This window comes from Thermomonospora cellulosilytica, assembly GCF_014138835.1.
Lineage (GTDB): Bacteria > Actinomycetota > Actinomycetes > Streptosporangiales > Streptosporangiaceae > Thermomonospora > Thermomonospora amylolytica.
Map to the genome: position 1 here is coordinate 4,189,583 of NZ_JACJII010000001.1, position 17,252 is coordinate 4,206,834.

General features: G+C 73.6%; 14 protein-coding genes and 1 riboswitch. Of the genes, 9 read left to right on the forward strand and 5 right to left on the reverse strand.

The window, feature by feature from the left end:
* Positions 1 to 85 precede the first annotated feature (85 nt).
* A complete protein-coding gene (locus tag HNR21_RS19700) occupies positions 86 to 3,238 on the forward strand; it encodes an AfsR/SARP family transcriptional regulator (protein ID WP_182706351.1) in 3,153 nt (1,050 codons plus the stop codon).
* 46 nt (positions 3,239 to 3,284) lie between these two features.
* Here HNR21_RS19700 and HNR21_RS19705 read toward each other — a convergent pair whose 3' ends face one another.
* Together HNR21_RS19705 and HNR21_RS19710 are read right to left on the reverse strand one after the other, a co-directional pair.
* Positions 3,285 to 4,310, reverse strand: coding sequence for a polysaccharide deacetylase family protein (locus HNR21_RS19705; RefSeq protein WP_182706352.1), 1,026 nt, complete (start codon positions 4,308 to 4,310; stop codon positions 3,285 to 3,287).
* The gene (locus HNR21_RS19710; protein WP_119730830.1) at positions 4,307 to 5,935 is read right to left on the reverse strand and encodes a putative glycoside hydrolase; all 1,629 of its coding nucleotides are present in this window, start codon (positions 5,933 to 5,935) and stop codon (positions 4,307 to 4,309) included. The genes HNR21_RS19705 and HNR21_RS19710 overlap by 4 nt, the downstream gene beginning before the upstream one ends.
* Before the next feature lie 163 nt (positions 5,936 to 6,098).
* Here HNR21_RS19710 and HNR21_RS19715 point away from each other — a divergent pair, with 163 nt between their 5' ends.
* Positions 6,099 to 6,716: a mycothiol-dependent nitroreductase Rv2466c family protein gene (locus tag HNR21_RS19715; RefSeq protein WP_182706353.1), complete on the forward strand. Its 618-nt coding sequence runs from the start codon at positions 6,099 to 6,101 to the stop codon at positions 6,714 to 6,716.
* Positions 6,717 to 6,737: 21 nt separating this feature from the next.
* Here HNR21_RS19715 and HNR21_RS19720 read toward each other — a convergent pair whose 3' ends face one another.
* Positions 6,738 to 7,295: a hemerythrin domain-containing protein gene (locus HNR21_RS19720; RefSeq protein ID WP_182706354.1), complete on the reverse strand. Its 558-nt coding sequence runs from the start codon at positions 7,293 to 7,295 to the stop codon at positions 6,738 to 6,740.
* 184 nt (positions 7,296 to 7,479) lie between these two features.
* On the opposite strand from HNR21_RS19720, the gene HNR21_RS19725 reads away from it, so the two are divergent.
* The 5 genes from HNR21_RS19725 to HNR21_RS19750 all read left to right on the forward strand — a co-directional run bounded on the left by HNR21_RS19725 (position 7,480) and on the right by HNR21_RS19750 (position 12,521).
* On the forward strand, positions 7,480 to 8,691 hold the full coding sequence (locus tag HNR21_RS19725) for a hypothetical protein (RefSeq protein ID WP_182706355.1): 1,212 nt from the start codon (positions 7,480 to 7,482) through the stop codon (positions 8,689 to 8,691).
* 109 nt (positions 8,692 to 8,800) lie between these two features.
* On the forward strand, positions 8,801 to 10,075 hold the full coding sequence (locus HNR21_RS19730) for an FUSC family protein (RefSeq protein ID WP_182706356.1): 1,275 nt from the start codon (positions 8,801 to 8,803) through the stop codon (positions 10,073 to 10,075).
* Between the two features lie 267 nt (positions 10,076 to 10,342).
* On the forward strand, positions 10,343 to 11,497 hold the full coding sequence (locus HNR21_RS19740; RefSeq protein ID WP_182706357.1) for an RNA-guided endonuclease InsQ/TnpB family protein: 1,155 nt from the start codon (positions 10,343 to 10,345) through the stop codon (positions 11,495 to 11,497).
* 156 nt (positions 11,498 to 11,653) lie between these two features.
* Positions 11,654 to 11,839 carry a hypothetical protein gene (locus HNR21_RS19745; RefSeq protein WP_182706358.1) on the forward strand — a complete coding sequence of 62 codons (186 nt, stop codon included), beginning with the start codon at positions 11,654 to 11,656 and terminating at the stop codon, positions 11,837 to 11,839.
* A 262-nt stretch (positions 11,840 to 12,101) separates the two neighbouring features.
* Positions 12,102 to 12,521: a DUF3618 domain-containing protein gene (locus HNR21_RS19750; protein WP_119730822.1), complete on the forward strand. Its 420-nt coding sequence runs from the start codon at positions 12,102 to 12,104 to the stop codon at positions 12,519 to 12,521.
* 93 nt (positions 12,522 to 12,614) lie between these two features.
* Here the strand turns inward: HNR21_RS19750 and HNR21_RS19755 are convergent, their stop codons facing one another.
* A complete protein-coding gene (locus HNR21_RS19755; RefSeq protein ID WP_182706359.1) occupies positions 12,615 to 13,616 on the reverse strand; it encodes a CHAP domain-containing protein in 1,002 nt (333 codons plus the stop codon).
* Positions 13,616 to 13,737, reverse strand: a riboswitch (cyclic di-AMP (ydaO/yuaA leader). It overlaps the preceding gene by 1 nt.
* A gap of 196 nt (positions 13,738 to 13,933) precedes the next feature.
* On the opposite strand from HNR21_RS19755, the gene HNR21_RS19760 reads away from it, so the two are divergent.
* Positions 13,934 to 14,797 (forward strand): spermidine synthase, encoded by an 864-nt coding sequence (locus HNR21_RS19760; protein ID WP_182706360.1) that lies wholly within the window; start codon positions 13,934 to 13,936, stop codon positions 14,795 to 14,797.
* 6 nt (positions 14,798 to 14,803) lie between these two features.
* On the opposite strand, the gene HNR21_RS19765 is transcribed toward HNR21_RS19760, so the two are convergent.
* Positions 14,804 to 16,021: a VldE C-terminal domain-containing protein gene (locus HNR21_RS19765; RefSeq protein WP_246442264.1), complete on the reverse strand. Its 1,218-nt coding sequence runs from the start codon at positions 16,019 to 16,021 to the stop codon at positions 14,804 to 14,806.
* Positions 16,022 to 16,202: 181 nt separating this feature from the next.
* On the opposite strand from HNR21_RS19765, the gene HNR21_RS19770 reads away from it, so the two are divergent.
* A complete protein-coding gene (locus tag HNR21_RS19770; RefSeq protein ID WP_119730819.1) occupies positions 16,203 to 17,153 on the forward strand; it encodes an acyl-CoA desaturase in 951 nt (316 codons plus the stop codon).
* Positions 17,154 to 17,252 lie beyond the last annotated feature (99 nt).

A 17,252-nucleotide genomic window follows, 5' to 3' on the forward strand; every position in this document is an offset into this window, starting at 1 on the left:
CCGGTTACCGGACCACGGTGGCCGGAGCCGCTTCAGGATCACTTCGGGAACGCTTCAGGTCCGCCGGACGGGCTAGCGTGGCGGCATGCGCTTCGGGGTGCTCGGGCCGCTGGAGGTCTGGACGCGGGACGGAGGGCGGGCGCCCATCCCCGAGGCCAAGGTGCGCGCCCTGCTCGCCGACCTGATCGTCCACGACGGCCGGACCGCGCCCGCCGCCCGCCTGATCGACGACCTGTGGGGCGACCGGCCGCCCGCCAATCCCGCCGGGGCGCTGCAGGCCAGGGTGTCCCAGCTGCGGCGGGCGCTGGAGGACGCCGAGCCCGGCGGCCGGGACCTCGTGGTCACCCGCCCGCAGGGGTACGCGCTGCAGATCACCGGCGACACGGTCGACGCCCGCCGGTTCGCCGACCTGACCGAACGGGCCCGGCGCGCCGCCCACCCGGCGGACCGCGCCGCGCTGCTGGACGAGGCGCTGGGGCTGTGGCGCGGCCCGGCGTTCGCCGACTTCGCCGACGAGGAGTTCGCCCGGGCCGCGGCCGTCCGGCTGGAGGAGCAGCGGCTCGCCGCGCTGGAGGACCGCGCCGAGGCCCGGCTGGAGCTGGGACGGCACGCCGCACTGGTCGGGGAGCTGGAGGAACTCCTGGTCCACCACCCGTTCCGGGAACGGCTCCGCGCCGCCCACCTGCGCGCCCTCTACCAGGCGGGACGGCAGAGCGACGCGCTGACCGAGTACGCGCGCTTCCGGGAACGGCTCGCCGAGGAACTCGGCGTCGACCCCGGTCCGCGGCTCGTCGCGCTCCACCAGGCGATCCTCAGGCAGGACCCGGCGCTCGACCCGCCGGCCCGGCCCGCGCGCACCAACCTGCCCGCCGAAGTGACCGAGCTGATCGGACGCGACGACGAACTCGCCGGGACCCGCGCGCTGCTGGCCGAGCACCGCATGGTGACCCTGACCGGCCCCGGCGGGGTGGGCAAGACGCGTCTGGCCATCGAGGTCGCCTCCCGGCTGCGGCACGAGTACCCGGACGGCGTGTGGCTGGTCGAGCTCGCCACCACGACCCGGCCCGTCGAGGCCGTGGCCGCCGTCCTGGGGGTCCGCGACGACGAGGGCCCCGACCTGGCCGACCGGCTGGCGGCCGCGCTCCGCACCCGGCGGTCCCTGCTGGTGCTGGACAACTGCGAGCACGTCGTGACCGCCGCCGCCGAACTCGCCGACGCCCTCCTCCGCGCCGCCCCCGGCGTCCGCATCCTGGCCACCAGCCGCGAACCCCTGGGCCTGGCGGGAGAACGCGTCTCGCCGGTGCCGCCCCTGCGGGCCCCCGGCCCCTGGGACGCCGCCGACCCTTCGGCGATCACCGCGTTCAGCGCCGTCCGGCTGTTCGTCGCGCGGGCCGCCGCCGCGGCGCCCGGGTTCGCCCTCGACGCCGGGAACGCCGCCGCCGTCGCCGCGATCTGCCGGGGACTGGACGGCCTGCCGCTGGCCCTGGAACTGGCCGCGACCCGGGTGCGCGGCCTGGAGGTGCACGAACTGGCGGCCCGGCTGGACGACCGGTTCCGGCTGCTGGACGGCGGCCGGCGCGGCGGCCCCGCCCGGCAGCGGACCCTGCGCGCCATGATCGACTGGAGCTGGGAGCCGCTGACCGGGCCGGAACGCGCGGTGCTGCGCAGGCTGGCCGTGCACGCCGACGGGTGCACGCTCCAGGCCGCCGAGGCGGTCTGCTCCGGTGACGGCGTGGCCCGCGAGGACGTGGCCGACGTGCTGGCACGGCTGGTGGACCGTTCGTTGGCGTCCCGGACCGGCGGCCGCTACCGGCTGCTGGAGTCGGTGGCGGCCTACTGCGTCGAACGGCTGCGCGAGGCCGCCGAGGAGGACCGCGTCCGCCGCCGTCACCTGCACTACTACGCCGACCTTGCCGAACGCGCGGCCTCCGGGCTGCGCGGCCCCCGGCAGGGCGAATGGCTGGAACGCCTCGACGCGGAGTCCGCCAACGTCCGTACCGCCCTCGACCACGCCGCCGACGCCGACGCGGCGCTCCGGCTGGCGTGCGCGATGGCCTGGTACTGGTTCCTGCGCGGGCGGCTGGGGGAGGGGGTCCGGCTGCTGGGCACGGCCCTCGCCCTCGACGGCGGCGACCCGGCGGCCCGCGCCGAGGCGATGACCTGGCAGGCGGGCCTGGCCCTGCACCGAGGCGACGGCACCTTCCGCGGCCCCCGCACCGACGAGATCCTGCGCCTGCACGACGATCTCGGCGACCCCGGCCGCCGGGCGTGGGCGCACTGGTTCCTGGCGTTCGCCCATCTGGGATCCGGCGACCCGGCCGCCAACGAGGAACGCGTGGACCGGGCCTTGGAGGGCTTCCGGGAGACCGGCGACCGGTGGGGGATCGCCGCCGCCCTCACCGTCAAGGCCCGCCACCGCTACCTCCGGGGCGAGCTGACCGCCGCCGAACGCGACGGACGCGAAAGCCTGGCGCTGTTCGATGCGCTCGGCGACCGCTGGGGCAGGCTCCAGGCCACCGACGTCCTCGGCATCCTCGCCGAGATGACCGGCGACTACCGCCGTGCCGAACGGCTGCACCGCGACGGGCTGCGCATCGCCGAGCGGTTCGGCCTGCGGGTCGACGCGTCCACCCGGCTCGCCAAGCTCGGCCGGATCGCCATGCTCACCGGCGACCACGCCGAGGCGGTCCGGTTGCAGGAGGAGGCCCGCCGGCTGGCCGCCGGGCACGCCCTCCCCAGGGCCGAGCAGTTCGCCGAGGTGGGGCTGGGCATGGCCGCCAGGCGGCAGGGCCGGCTCCGGGACGCCGAACGGCACCTGAACGCCTGGCTGGACTGGTGCCGCGGCATCGACGGCGACCCCGGGGCGGCGCTGATCCTGGCCGAGCTGGGCTTCGTCGCCGAACTCCGCGGCGACGCCGAGGCGGCGCTGGCCCTGCACACCGAGGGCCTGGAGGCCGCCCGCAACACGGGCGATCCCCGCGCGGTCGCCCTCGCCCTGGAGGGCCTGGCGGGCGCGCACGCCCTGGCCGGCCGGCCCGGGAGGGCCGCCCGGCTGCTCGGCACCGCGGCGGCGGCGCGCGAGGAGGCCGGTGCCCCGCTCCCGGAGGGCGAACGCGGCGACGTGGAACGGATCACCGCGAACGTCCGGGCGGCCCTCGGCGACGTCGTGTTCGAGGAGAAGCACGACGCCGGCCGGTCCGCCTGGAACGGACCGGCCGGCGCCGGATGGGATCGGTGAACCTTTTCGGCAGGCCACCAGGACAGGCGGGCGGCGCCGAAAAGGCTCAGTAGGGCCGGGCGAGCTTCCGCCAGGCCGGGGCGACCTGGGCGGTCGTGCCCCGCGGGTAGGAGATCTTCGCCGGGTCCCCGTCCGAGGTGTAGCGGTCGCCCTCAGGGGAGGCCAGGTCGTTCAGCCACCGGGTGGAGGCGAAGTTCGCGTCCTGGCCCTTCGGCCCCTGCGAGCGGATCCGCGGGATGTTCTGCGGGTCGAACGACGCGTCGAACACCGACGGCGACGGGTTCGACCCCACCAGGAACACCCCCAGGTGCGCGTACCGGACCCCGCCGTGCTCGCCGCGCACCGCCAGCGACGGCGGGTTCGGCTTGATCCCGAACGGCAGCGCCAGCGTCCGCACCGTCGTCCCCGGCACGGCGGCGGTGATCGCCTTCTGGTTGGCCGCGATCTCCTGCCGCACCTTGGCGGCGCTGGAGGAGCCCAGGTTGGCGTGCGTGGCGGTGTGGTTGCCGATCTCGAACCCGTGCCGGTGCAGCCAGGTCAGCGTCCGCCGCCCGTCCGGGTCGTTGAACGGGGCCGAGTTGACGAACATGGTCGCCACCGGCCGGAACCCCGGATGCCGCCGGGCGACGTCCAGCAGGATCCCGACCGCGGTGTCCGGCAGCGGGTTGCCGTCCGGCCCCAGGGCGAACTGGCTGATCGTCGAGTCGTCGAAGGTCAGCACCACCGGGTGCCTGCCCGCCGGGATGTCGATCCGCCCGGTGACGAACTCGGCGGCGGTGATCGGCACGTAGCCCTCCCGCGCCAGCCGTTCCAGCTCGGCCCGGAAGTCGGCCGGGGTGCGGTCGTACACGGTGGTGGGCTTGGGCACGATCTGGTGGTACATCAGCACCGGCACCCGGCCGAGCTCGTTGGCGCGCACCGACGCCGGATCCACCGGGGGCCGCGCGGGCGCGGCCTTCCCCGCGGCCTTCCCGGCGGCGTCGCCCACCGGCTCGGGCGCGCCTCCGCAGGCCGACACCGCCAGCGCCCCCGCCGACACGATCGCCGCGAGCCGCGTCATCGTCGCGTTCATGCGCTCTTCCAGTTCTCCCGGGGCTCCAGGGCCCCCGGGTGGTAGCGGCAGGACGGGTCCCACAGCAGGAACGACGGGCTGCCGGTCTTGGCGGCGGCGTCGATCTGCGCCCTGACCTCGGCGTTCCCGTACGAGTGCCCCAGCGAGAAGTCCTGCAGCCACGGGATGACCTGCGCCGACGTGCCGCGCAGCACCTTGTGGAAGGTCAGCATCGAGGCGTAGACCGTCTTGTACGGCTGGGCGTTGGGGTTGCCGATCCCGAACTCGCCGGACGCCCAGTGCGACGGGTACAGCATGGGCGCCACGTAGTCGACGTGCTTGCCGATCTTGGTGATGTCCTGGCCGATCTCCAGCGGCCGGGTCGCGGCGATGCCGTACACCGAGGCCCCCAGGAACGCCCCGTGCGGCCGGACCAGCCGGCGGGTCTCGGCGACGAACGACGCCACGTTGTCCTCCACCGACCCCTTGATGCCGGGGAAGCGCATCGACTTCAGCGGCCCGTCGGGACGGCGGACGTAGTCGTACAGGATGTCGTCGAAGCCGAGCCTGGCCGCCTCCACCGCCAGGTCGATGTTGTACCTGCGGACCTCGGGGTCGGCCAGGTTGGTGAACGACTGGGCGCCGTAGTGCGCCCCGTACGCGCCGCCGCCGGGAGTCTGCACCAGGCGGTCGCGCTTGCCCGCCTTCCAGGACGCCCGGCCCAGCTGCGGGTCGCGGAACGCCACGATCCGGCCGACCACCCGCACGTTCATGGCGTGCAACTGGTCGATGGCCTTGCGGGCGTCGTAGATGGGACGGGCCGCGCCGACCTCGCGGGCCAGCGGGACCTGCGAGGCGTAGCCGACGATGCCGTCCTCGTCCTTGATGTCGAGCTGGACGGCGTTGATCCGGCCCTCGCGGATCATCGTCAGCACCCGGTTGCGCAGCGGCTCGGACGCCCACGCCAGGGCGGTCACGTGCACCGCGCGCATCTCCGGATGCGGGACGACGACGGGAATGCGCTGGTCGAGGCGGTTCCCGGCGGAGTCGTAGGCGGTCAGCCGCACCGCGTCCGGCGGTGTCCGGTACCGCAGCGTGAACCGGCCCTCCTCGCCGAGCTCGACCGGGCGTCCCTCGCTGAGCAGCCGGGTCGCGCCGCGGACCCGGCCGGTCAGGGTGAACGGCTCGCGCAGCGAACGGGCCTGCAGGCGCGCCGGCTGCCCGTCGCGCGTGGCGGGCCGCAGCGCGTCGACGGTGATGGACGGCGGAGTGGCGTCCACCCGGAACTTGCGGGTGATGTTGCCGCCGGTCAGGGGGAGCCCGCCGGGCGCGGTGACGGTCAGCTCGTGCTCGCCCTCCGGCAGCGGGCCGAGGTCGGCGACGAGCCTGCCGCCGTGGGCGCGTAACTCCAGCGGCCGCCCGTCGAGCCGGACCCGCACCTTGCCCGGCTCGTTCGTGGTGACCGCGACCGTCTGGACGCGCGCCTCCTCGCGGCTGAGCACCGCCCCGTCCCGGACGGCGGCCACGTGCAGTTCCGGCCCGGCGATCTCCTTGATCACCAGGCCGGCCGTGACCAGGGCGGCGGTGACCGCCGCCGTCGAGCCCGCGGCCACCGTCCAGGGCCGCGCGCTGTTGATCGTCTTCATCGCCTGAGAAACCCCCGATGCAAAGCGTACGGAAGCGATCACTCCGTGTGACGGATAGTGACCGTGCTCGGCGAGTCCGAAACCTGCTCCGGCTTGCCGTCCGATTCGCCGCCCGGTTCGCGCCGGGGATGCCGTGCGGCCCGCCTCGCCCTACTGTGGGGCCGTGGCGGACAAGACGATCGCGGATCTGTGGTTCGACCCCTCCTGTCCCTATACCTGGCTCACCACGTGCTGGCTGCTGGAAGTGGCCGAGGTTCGCCCGGTGGAGATCCGCTGGCACGTGATGAGCCTGTCGGTGCTGAACGAGGGCCGCGACGACGACCCGGAGGGCGACCCCGAGGGATGGCTGTGGGTGCCGGTCCGCATCTGCGCGGCCGTCGCCCGCCACCACGGGCACGAGGCCCTCGGCCGGTTCTACCGGGCCCTGTGGTCACAGGCGCGGGAGAACGGCGACTGGATGGGCGAGCTGACCGGCGCCCTGGCCGCCGCCGGGCTGCCCACCGAGCTGTTCGAGGCCGGGCAGGGCACCGACTACGACGACCTCGTACGGGCCTCGCACGCCGAGGGCGTCGGGCTGGTCGGCGACCACGTCGGAACGCCGATCATCGCCGCGACCACCCCCGGCGGCGGCCGGACCGCCTTCTTCGGGCCGGTGATCTCCCGCGTTCCCACGGGGGAGGAGGCGGCCCGGCTGTGGGACGGGACGCTGCTGGTGGCCGGGGTGCGGGGCTTCCACACCCTCAAGGGCGTCCCGCCCGCCGAACCGCAGTTCCCCCGCTGAAAGAAGCCGGCGGGCCGGGCCTCAGTCCTTGCGGATGATGTCGCGGATGCGGTCCACCATCGAGGCCAGCGGGCCGACGAGCACGTTGGCCGTCGCGCTCTCGGTGCCCGGGTGCGGGTGGGTGGGAGCGGTCGCCTCGGCGGCCTTGACCGCGCGGGCCATCGCGGCGCGCTGGGTGTCGCTGAACTCGGCGACCAGCCGGTAGAATTCGTACCGCTCCTCCGAGCGGGCGTGGGTCAGCACGGCGATCCGCAGCTTGTCCAGCTTGGGCAGGAACTGCGGGTCGTGGACGTCCATCCCGTCCAGCTCCGCCAGCAGCTCCTTGGCCTCGCGCTCCTCCCTGAGCCGGTCGTCGACGATGCCCTCGCCGCCGGGCAGGCTGCGGCGGGCCACCGGATGGACGATCTCCTCCTCGGCGGTCTCGTGCACGGCCAGCAGCCGCACCAGCCGCCGGAACGCGTCCTTGCGCCGGTCGCCGGTGGACTCCAGGGTCTCGGCGAACAGGTCCCGGATCTGCGCGTGCTGCGCCACCAGCAGGTCGATCACGTCGTTCTTGGTCAGCGTCGGCGCCTGGGCCATTGCCTCACTCCTCAGATCGGGCATCGGGTGCGCGCGGCCCCCTACCCGGTGCAGACCGGGGTCATGCCCGCGGTACCGCGCGTCCGCGTCCAAATCAAATTTGCGGGGCGAATGGGTGAGCGCTGCCGATCTCCGGGTACGGCGGGCGAGCGACCCGACGACACAGGTGAGGTGTAGCGAAACGATGACGTTCAACCCGCTGGAACACCGAGGCATCCCGCTGGACCGGCAACTGCGCAACTGGCGCGAGCTCAACGTCGAGCCCGTCGACCCCGATCGCGCCGACCCCTACACCAAATGCCGCATCATCACGATGAACGGCATCGAGACCGAGGCGATCTTCTTCAGTCACCATTTCTCCCGGGTCTGTCCGGAAATGGAGGTCAAGCAGCAGCTCGCCGAGGTCCGCTACATCGAGCAGCAGCAGCAGAAGACCGTGAACTGGCTGCTGCCCGGCCAGGCCTCGGTGCTGGAGACGACCATCGCCTACGAGCAGGTGGCCGTCGACCTGACCGGGTGGGTGGCCCGGATGGAGCCCGATCCCTACCTCAAGCAGGCCTACGAGTTCGGCGTCCTGGAGGACTTCGACCACCTGTACCGGTACGCCAACCTGTACGAGATGATCGAGCACCGCAAGGCGGAGAAGATCGTCGACAACCTCACCGAGGTGATCCCGGGCCGGCCGACGATGATGCACCACCGGCACCCGATGGACAACGTGCGCACCCCCTACGACCGCACGCAGGCCGAGCCCATCTCCAAGCTGCACGCGCTGACCGTCATGGCGGCCGAGCAGCAGACCATGAACTTCTACATGAACGTCGGCCCGCAGTACATGGAGCCGATCGCGCGCCAGCTCTACCAGGAGATCGGCCTCATCGAGGAGGAGCACGTCACCCACTACGAGTCCCTCGTCGACCCCGGCGAGACCTGGTACGAGCGCCTGGTCAACCACGAGTACAACGAGTGCTACATGTACCACTCGTTCATGGAGACCGAGAGCGACCCGAAGGTGAAGGCCATCTGGGAGCTGCACCTCAACATGGAGCTGGAGCACCTGCGGCTGGCCTGCGACATGATGCGCAAGCACGACGGGCGCGAGCCGGAGTCGATCCTGGCCCGGGAGCTGCCGCCGCCGGTCACCTTCGAGCCCAACAAGGAGTACATCCGCCAGCTGCTGGCCACCCAGCTGGACCTGACCACGCTGGGCGCCGGGTACGTCCGCGAGGCGCACGAGCGGTTCGAGCGGATGCAGAACGCCATCCACGGCGACGAGAAGCCGCCGAGCGAGCGCGTCATCGACGAGCACCGCGAGATGTTCGGCCAGGAGTACCGCCTGCAGAGCGAGGGCGAGCACCCGGTGGAGAGCCTGCGGGAGGTGCGCGTCAAGCGCTGACACCCGCCGCGCGATCGGGAATACCGGGCGAACGGTGGTGAATTGGACATACAAGGTCGTTGATTCCGGCCTGTCCGACCACACCCCGTCCCCATGAGGTTCCCGCATCGTGCCCGTGCGTTCCGCCGTACGCCACCGCGTCCGCACCGCCGCCTCGCCGCGGCTGCTGCGGATCGCCGTCCGCAAGGCGCAGCCCGCCGCCGTCGCCATCGCCAGGCTGGTGATGACGGCGGTGGCGGCGTATCTGCTGGCGCTGTGGCTGCTGGAGGTGTCCGCGCCGGTGCTGGCCCCGCTGACCGCGCTGCTGGTGGTGCAGGTCTCGCTGTTCCAGACGCTGCGCAGCGGCGTCCAGCGGATCGTCAGCGTCACCGCCGGGGTGATCGTCGCGGTCGTGCTGGTGGACCTGATCGGCTTCACCTGGTGGAGCCTGGGGGTGACCATCGCCGCCGCGCTGGCGCTGGGGCATCTGCTGCGGCTGGGCGACCACATGCTGGAGGTGCCGATCAGCGCGATGCTGATCCTGCAGCTCGGCAGCGACACCGCCGCGCTGGACCGGATCATCGAGACGCTGGTCGGCGCCGGCGTGGGGATGGCGGCCGGGCTGCTGGCCTCCCCGGTCCGGGTCCGGCCCGCCGCCGAGGCCGTCGCCGAGCTCGGCCGGTCGATGGGGGCGCTGCTGGAGCACATGGCCGACGGGCTGGACGCCGAGCCCGACCGCAGGACCACCGACCGCTGGCTGGAGCGCTCGCGCGGCCTGGCGCGGGAGATCCGCGAGGTCGACCGGGCGCTGGCCGAGGCCGAGGACAGCGCCCGGCTCAACCCGCGCAGCCGGGTCGGCCCGGCCGACCGGCCCGGCCCGGTGCTGCGGATCGCGCTGGAGCACCTGGAGCACGCGGCCGTGAGCATCCGCGGGCTGGCCCGTTCCATGGCCGACCGCACCTCGCTGGTGCACGCCGACCGCACCGGCCTCGGCGCGCAGATGTGGGAGGCCGACGTGCGCGACCGGCTGGCCGCCACCCTGCGCGAGCTGTCGTGCGGCACGATCCTCTACACCCGCGCCGCCACCGCGGCCACCGCCGACGACGCCGTCCGCCGCACCGCCGACCTGGAGGGCTGCCTGTCGGAGGCCCGGCGCCGCCGCGACGAACTGGGCGGACTGCTGCGCGAGGACCCCGGCCACTGGCCGCTGCACGGCGAGCTGCTGGTCCACCTCGACCGCCTGATCGACGAGCTGCGCGCCGCCGGGCAGGGGCCCGTGGTGCACCGCCCGGCCGGGCGCCGCCGCCCGATCGTCCGCCGCTCGGCCATCCGCATCCCCCGCACCCCGACCCGCACCCTGGTCCGCCGGCGCCGCCGCACCGACACCGGCCCGCACCGGCACTGACCCCGGACGGATTCCGACTAGTTTGCGGCGCTATCTAGGTAGCCGTGCTGGCTTGTCGCGCGTGGATCATGAACGACGCGGCCAATGGCTGCGCGGAGTGCTGGACCTGTGCGTCCTGGCCGTCCTGGTCCGCCGCGAGTCCTGCTGCCACCGGAATGCCGACCGGCTCCGGCCTTGAGGTCGGGTGAAGGCTGATGCGAGGGAATGCCCTGCGGGCGCCGGTGAGTTCTTGGGTGTTCTGTCGGAGGGTGGCGTTATGGTCGCGGTGTGCAGTTGCGGTACAACTTCCGTCTTTACCCGACCGCTGGTCAGCGTGCGGCGTTGGCCAGGGCTTTCGGGTGTGCGCGGGTGGTGTACAACGACGGGCTGTGCGTACGGCGGGAGGCCCATGAGCGGGGGTTGCCGTACGTCTCGGACGGTGAGTTGTCCCGGCGGGTCATCACGGAGGCGAAGAAGACCCCGCAGCGCGTCTGGCTGGGTGAGGTGTCTGCGGTGGTGCTGCAGCAGGCGCTGGCCGACCTGAACGCCGCCTACCGTAACTTCTTCGCCTCGCTCACCGGCAGGCGCACGGGGCCGAAGATCGCCGAGCCCCGCTTTAAGTCTCGTAAGGACGCCCGGCAGTCGATCCGGTTCACCCGCAACGCCCGGTTCACGGTCACGGCGGGTGGGCGGTTGCGGCTGCCGAAGATCGGGGATGTGCCGGTGCGCTGGTCGCGGTCCCTGCCGTCGGAGCCGTCCAGTGTGACGGTGGTCATGGACGCGGCCGGGCGGTACTTCGCCTCGTTCGTGGTCGAGGTCGGCGATGAGCCGTTGCCGGAGGCGGTGGCCGAGGTCGGCATCGACCTGGGCCTCACCCATTTCGCGGTGCTGTCGGACGGCCGGAAGATCGCCAATCCGCGGTGGCTGCGCCGGGCCGAGCGGCGGCTGCGCAAGGCCCAGCGCGCCCTGGCCCGCACGGCGAAAGGGTCCAACAACCGCACGAAAGCCGCCGCCAAGGTCGCTCGGGCGCACGCCCGGGTGGCCGACGCGCGCCGAGACTTCGCGCACCAGCTCTCCACTCGGCTGATCCGCGACAACCAAGCGGTCTACGTGGAGGACCTGTGCGTGTCAGGGCTGGCGCGGACCCGGCTGGCCAAATCGGTGCACGACGCCGGCTGGGCGCAGTTCACGGCGATGCTGGCCTACAAGGCGGCCCGGCACGGGCGGCACGTCGGCCGGGTCGGCCGGTTCGAGCCGACCTCGCAGACGTGCTCGACCTGCAAGGTCAAGGACGGTCCCAAGCCGTTGCACGTCCGCGCATGGACGTGCCCGGTCTGCGGCACCCGGCATGACCGGGATGTCAATGCCGCCAAGAACATCCTGGCCGCCGGGCGGGCGGACAGGCTAAACGCCTGCGGAGGGGCCGTAAGACCCGCCGCCTAGCGGAGGGCAGGACCCGGCGAAACAGGAAGCCACCAGGGGTGCCGCACACGCGGCACGGACTGAATCCCCGGCCTTCAAGCCGGAGAGCACGTCAAGAGCTGGCGCAGTCCCTGGGGACGTCGGGCTCGGGCCGATCCGCAGCGGCCCCTGTGTCCGGTGGCGCTTCGCCTGCAGTGCACCGAGATGGTCACCGCACAGCGGCGCGAGGGCGAGACGGGGCCGGCCTGCAGGTACTACCGGATCATCGATGCGGGCGGCGCGGTGCTGCGCCGTACCGCGACCGGCTGGGAGGTGTTCGCACATGCGGTGAACGCGCTGCTGCGGAAGGTGGTGATCCGATGAATGCCGACGCCTGCTGCGCGGCCCTGGATCTGACCGTGCGGATCGGGGAGATCGCCGAGGTCGTCGAGGCCACCGGCTGCGCCGCCGCCCGCACCTGAGCCCGGTGACCTGACGCGCCGCACGCGGTGCGGGCACGGGTTCGCATCCGCGTCGCCAAAATCGCGGTGTGCGGCGGCAAAGCGCGTGTCGCGGGGCTCGTCCGCCGTGTCGCGGCAGGGAACTCCTTCGGCGAGCCGTACTGCACGTAAGGAGACAGCACGCGATGACCACCAGTGAGTCGAAGGCGGCCGCCGACATCGAGCGCACCCGTGCGGAGATCGGCGAGACCGTGCAGGCGCTGGCCGCCAAGGCCGACGTGAAGGCCCGGGCGCAGCGCAAGCTCGGCGAGGTCAGGAACCGGTTCGCCGGCCGGGCCGACCGGATGGGCGCCCGGCCCGGCCCGACGGCGGGCAAGGCGGGCGCGGGGCTGGCCGCCCTGGCCACCGCGGCGGTCGCGGCCTGGCTGTGGCGGCGGCGCCGGATGCGTCATCGCAGTGCCTGGCAGCGGGCGGCTCATCTGGCCCGGACCCGGGCGCACGCCAAACGCGGCGGCCTGATGCGGGCCCGCGCACGGACCGGGCCGGCGGCGCGGATGGCGGCGGTGCGCACGCACTCCGGTCGCGGCCGCTACGGCCTGCGCTGACGGCGGAACGGCCCGGACGCGGGCCCGCCGGAGCGCCGCGATCCGGGCGGCGTGCGGTCGCGCGGGGCGCCATGCGACCGCACGCCGGGGCGATCAGGTGTTCAGCGAGGAGGGGACCTCGTGGCCGGCGGGGATCGCGCGGCGCCGCGGGGCCTCGGCCAGCTCGGCGTGCAGCGAGTCCCAGAACGCCAGCTCCTGGTCCTCCTTGAGGTGCTCGATCCGGCCCCAGAACTCGCGGTCCTCGGCCTCGGCGGCCACCGCGGCGCTGATCGCGGGCATCTGCGTGGTGACGGCCTCGGCCTGGTCCAGCTGCGCCGGGGTGATGTCGGCCGGCAGCGAGACCGGGCGGCGGTGGTGCTTGCCGCGCTTGCGGACCCGGACCGGCGGGGCGGCGGGCACCTTGGCGGCGGCGGCCCTGCCGACCGACAGCGCCACCGACCCGACGACCGCCACGGCCACCAGCCCGCTCAGCACCGCGTCCTGCGGCCCGGACAGCAGCGGCTCGCCGTCGCCGGACGTCTCGCGGGTGGCGGCGGCCTGCCCCTGCCGTCCGGGGGCGCCGGTCAGCTGCTCGGGGGAGGGCGGCGGGGCGGCGTGCTTGGGGACGTACTTGGCGGCCTGCGAGGCCGGCTTCACCTTCGACGGATAGCCGTAACCGGCGATGACGCTCTCGTCGCGGACCTTCTCCCGCAGGTGGACGCCGTCGACGTTGGCCTCGATGGTGTGGATCTCGTCGCCGTCGACCTTCTTGACGATGCCCACGTGGTCGATGGCGTCGATGTCGTTCGAGCCCTTCCAGTCGAAGAACACGATCGCACCGGGTTCGGGCTCGCTGCCCCAGGCGCCGTTGGCGGCGAACCACTTGGCGTGGTCGACGGTGGAGGCGAACTGTCCCGCCTGCTCCGTCACCCCCGCCTTGTCGGCCGCCCAGGCCAGGAACATGTCACACCACGGCGCCGTCTTGAAGTACGGATCGTGGTCGGAGTCGACGTTCTCGGCCCACCATTCCCCGTACTTGGTGTAGCCGCCGGCCTTCTCGGTATAACCGAGCTCCTGCTCGGCGATGTCGAGCAGCTTCTTGCCTATCGGATCCATATCTCTCCATGGACCGCCTACCGGGTTAGCTGTCGGGTTCGGGCGTGGAGGCGCCCTACCGCCCGCGGACGGATTCACCCCGTTGCGCGTCGGGTCCCCGGCGTTCCGGCGACGCCGGCTGCGTCGCGGAACATTCGGCGGTTCGGCTCGACCCTCCTGGTGGGGGGTTGGTCACGAACCGGTCTCGGGGGAATGTACTTGAGGTAAAGCGGGTGGGCAAGTCATCCGCCGGAGCCGGTCACGGCCTTCTCCGGCATGGTAGGCGTAAAGGTGTGTTCGCGAGGGAATCCCCGCGAACCGGACGGGCAGGGAGGGGCATGGAGCGGCGACGGGACGCCCGCAGGGCGGCGGCGTCCGCGGCCGAGCGCAGCGCCGACGGCCGGGCCGAACTGCGCCGCGACCCCGACCGCGCGGACGGCTGGCTGCTGACCATCGAGGGCGTCCCGCAGTCCTACGTGGACCTGGCCGACCCCACCCACCTGAGCTTCGAGTACATGCGGCTGATGGGCGACGTGGTGGACTGCGTGCGCCCGCCCGGCGAGCCGATCGACGCCGTCCACGTCGGCGGCGGGGCCTGCACCCTGCCCCGCTATGTGGCGGCGACGCGGCCCGGCTCCCGGCAGATCGTGCTGGAGCCCGACGCGGCCCTGCTGGACCTGGTGCGGGCGCGGCTGCCGCTGCGTTCCGTACGGGGCCTGCGGGTGCGGGTGACCGACGGGCGCAGCGGGGTGGCGGCGCTGCCCGACGCCTGCGACGACCTGGTGGTGCTGGACGCGTTCGCCGACGCGACCGTGCCGGGGGACCTGGTGACCGAGGAGTTCGCCCGGGACGTGCGGCGGGTGCTGCGGCCCGGCGGCGTCTACCTGGCCAACATCGCCGACGGGCGGGGGCTGGAGTTCGCCCGGCGGATGGTGGCCACGCTGCGCGGCGTCTTCGGCCACACGCTGCTGCTGGCCGAGCCGGGGGTGCTGCGGGGCCGCCGGTTCGGCAACCTGATCCTGGCCGCCTCCGACGCCGAACTGCCCGACGCGGAGCTGACCCGCCGGGCGGCCGGGGGAGCGGTCCGCGCCCGCTGCATGGACTCCGACGCCCTGGCCGGCTTCAGCGCGGGGGCCGCGCCGCTGCGCGGCGGCGACGTGCGCGTCCCGGTGCCGCCGCGGACGCTGTTCGGCACGCCCTGACCGGGACTACCGCACCGAGATGTGCACGTGGTCGTAGTGGTTCTGGGTGATGCTGCCGCGGTCGCCCATGCGCCGCCAGCCGCCGCCCCGGATGTTCCAGATGTGCTGCTTCCAGATCACGTAGTGGATACCCAGCCGGCCGGCGTTGGCGACGGCGTACGCCGCGACCTGGTCGCCGTGCCGCAGCGCGCTCGCGCTCGGCATCCGCCCGCCCGTGCTCTCCATGAAGTCGCACGCCCGGCCCAGCGCGTGGTCCTGGGCGTCGGCGCCGGTGCGGAAGCAGCCGACGACGGGGAACGGCCCGAACCGGTTGTTCAGCTCCAGCACCACGTTCCGCATCCGAGGCGTCATCTGGTTGCCGGTGATGGTGGTGACGTCGCCGCGCAGCCCGTCCGGCCGCCCGGTCACCTGGGGGGCCTCCCGTTCCCGGGGCCTGGCGGTCGAGGCGAGCACCGAGGACCTGGTGCCGCGCGGCAGCTCCCTGCGCAGCCGCCCGCCGAGCCTGGCCGGGTCGGACTTGGCCGACACGCTCACGATCAGCGCGTTCCCGGCGGGCAGGCCGAGCTGCCGGGCCCGCGCCCGGGACACCACGGCGTCCACGTTCTTGATCCCCAGCGACGCGTACGCCCCCAGCCGCGCCTGGCCGGGCGCCGAGCCGCGGCCCGCCGGGACCATGCCGCCCAGCGTGAGCCCGGCGGCGCGGGCCAGCTCGAACGACACCACCAGGTCCCCGGCGGCGACCGCCTGCCACAACTGGTCCGAGGCCGCCGACGCCTGCGGGGCGAACGCGCGGAACGTCGACGGCTCCACCCCCAGCAGGCCCACCCGCCGCCCGGCGACCTGCACCTGGGCGGCGTCGACCACCTCGACGGCGGTGACGCCCTTGATCCGGCGGACCTGTTCGACCGCCTCCGGCGGGAGCGTGCCGGAGTGGGCCAGCAGCAGATGCGGGGTGCGGCGTCGGCCCAGCGGGGACACCACGGGGACGGCCGGGCGGACCGCGTCCTGGGAGATGGACACCAGCCGGTCGCCGTCCCCGGAGTCCGGGGCGTCCCTGTCGCCGAGGTCGCCGAACGCCACCAGCCCGATGTCGGCGACCAGGGTCCCCGCCACCGCCGCGGCGATCACGGCGGGCGGCCAGCGCCGGGGCCCGGTGGCTCGTCGGGTGCGCCTGATGGTGCCTCCTGCGGCGGGGTCGTCGGGCGTCCGGCGGACGACGTGCAAACGAGGCGAGGATGCCACCGGTCGCCGCGGCCGGGCAACCATTCGTCCCGTCCCGGCCGGATCTTGTCAAACCGGTCACAAGTCCGCCGCGAGAATCCGCGACGAGAACGGAAGAGCCTCGCCTGCCGTGACCGTACGGTCGTCGCCTGACTCCGCACCCGCCGCTCCAGGAAGGCTGCACATGGCGACCGTGACCCGAACCCAGACGGGCTGGGCCCCGCACCGCGACCTGTCCCCGCACCCGGTGCCGCTCGCCGAGCGGATCGCGGTGGTGATCTTCGTGGGCGTTCCGCTGCTGGCCGCCGCCGCGGCGGTGCCGTTCGCCTGGGGATGGGGGATGGGCTGGACCGACGTGCTGATCTTCGCGGTGCTGTACCCGCTGAACGCCATCGGCGTCACCGTCGGGTACCACCGGCACTTCACGCACGGCTCGTTCAAGGCCAAGCGCTGGCTGCGCATCGTCCTGGCGATCCTCGGCGGCCAGGCCATGCACGGCTCGGTGATCCGCTGGGTCGCCGACCACCGGCGGCACCACAAGTACGCCGACGCCGAGGGCGACCCGCACTCGCCGTGGGAGTACGGGCCGGGCCTGATCGGTCTCACCAAGGGGCTGTGGCACGCCCACATGGGCTGGCTGTTCGGCAAGGACCGCACCTCGCGCCGCCGTTACGCCCCCGACCTGCTGGCCGACCCCGACATCCGGTTCCTGTCGCTGAACCCCGTCTACGCGCTCATCGTGCTGTCGACGTTCCTGGTGCCGATGGGGATGGGGGCGCTGCTCACCCAGTCCTGGCACGGCGCGGTCACCGCGCTGTTCTGGGGCGGGTTCATGCGGGTCTTCATCGGCGACCACGTCACCTTCTCCATCAACTCCATCTGCCACGTCTTCGGCAAGGAGCACTTCCGGACCCGCGACCGGTCCCGGAACGTGGCCTGGCTGGCCATCCCCTCGTTCGGCGAGTCCTGGCACAACCTGCACCACGCCGACCCCACCTGCGCGCGGCACGGGGTGCTCAAGGGCCAGATCGACATCAGCGCCCGGGTGATCTGGCTGTTCGAGAGGCTCGGCTGGGTCTGGGACGTCCGCTGGCCGGACGAGGAGCGCCTGGCCGCCCGCCGCATCGCCCCCTGAGAGCCCCGGATCCGTTCCTCTGGGGCCGACCCCCAGACCCCGAAGAAGCGGGGTCAGGCGACCCCCACTGTGGTCGCCTGACCCGCACCGCACCCCCCC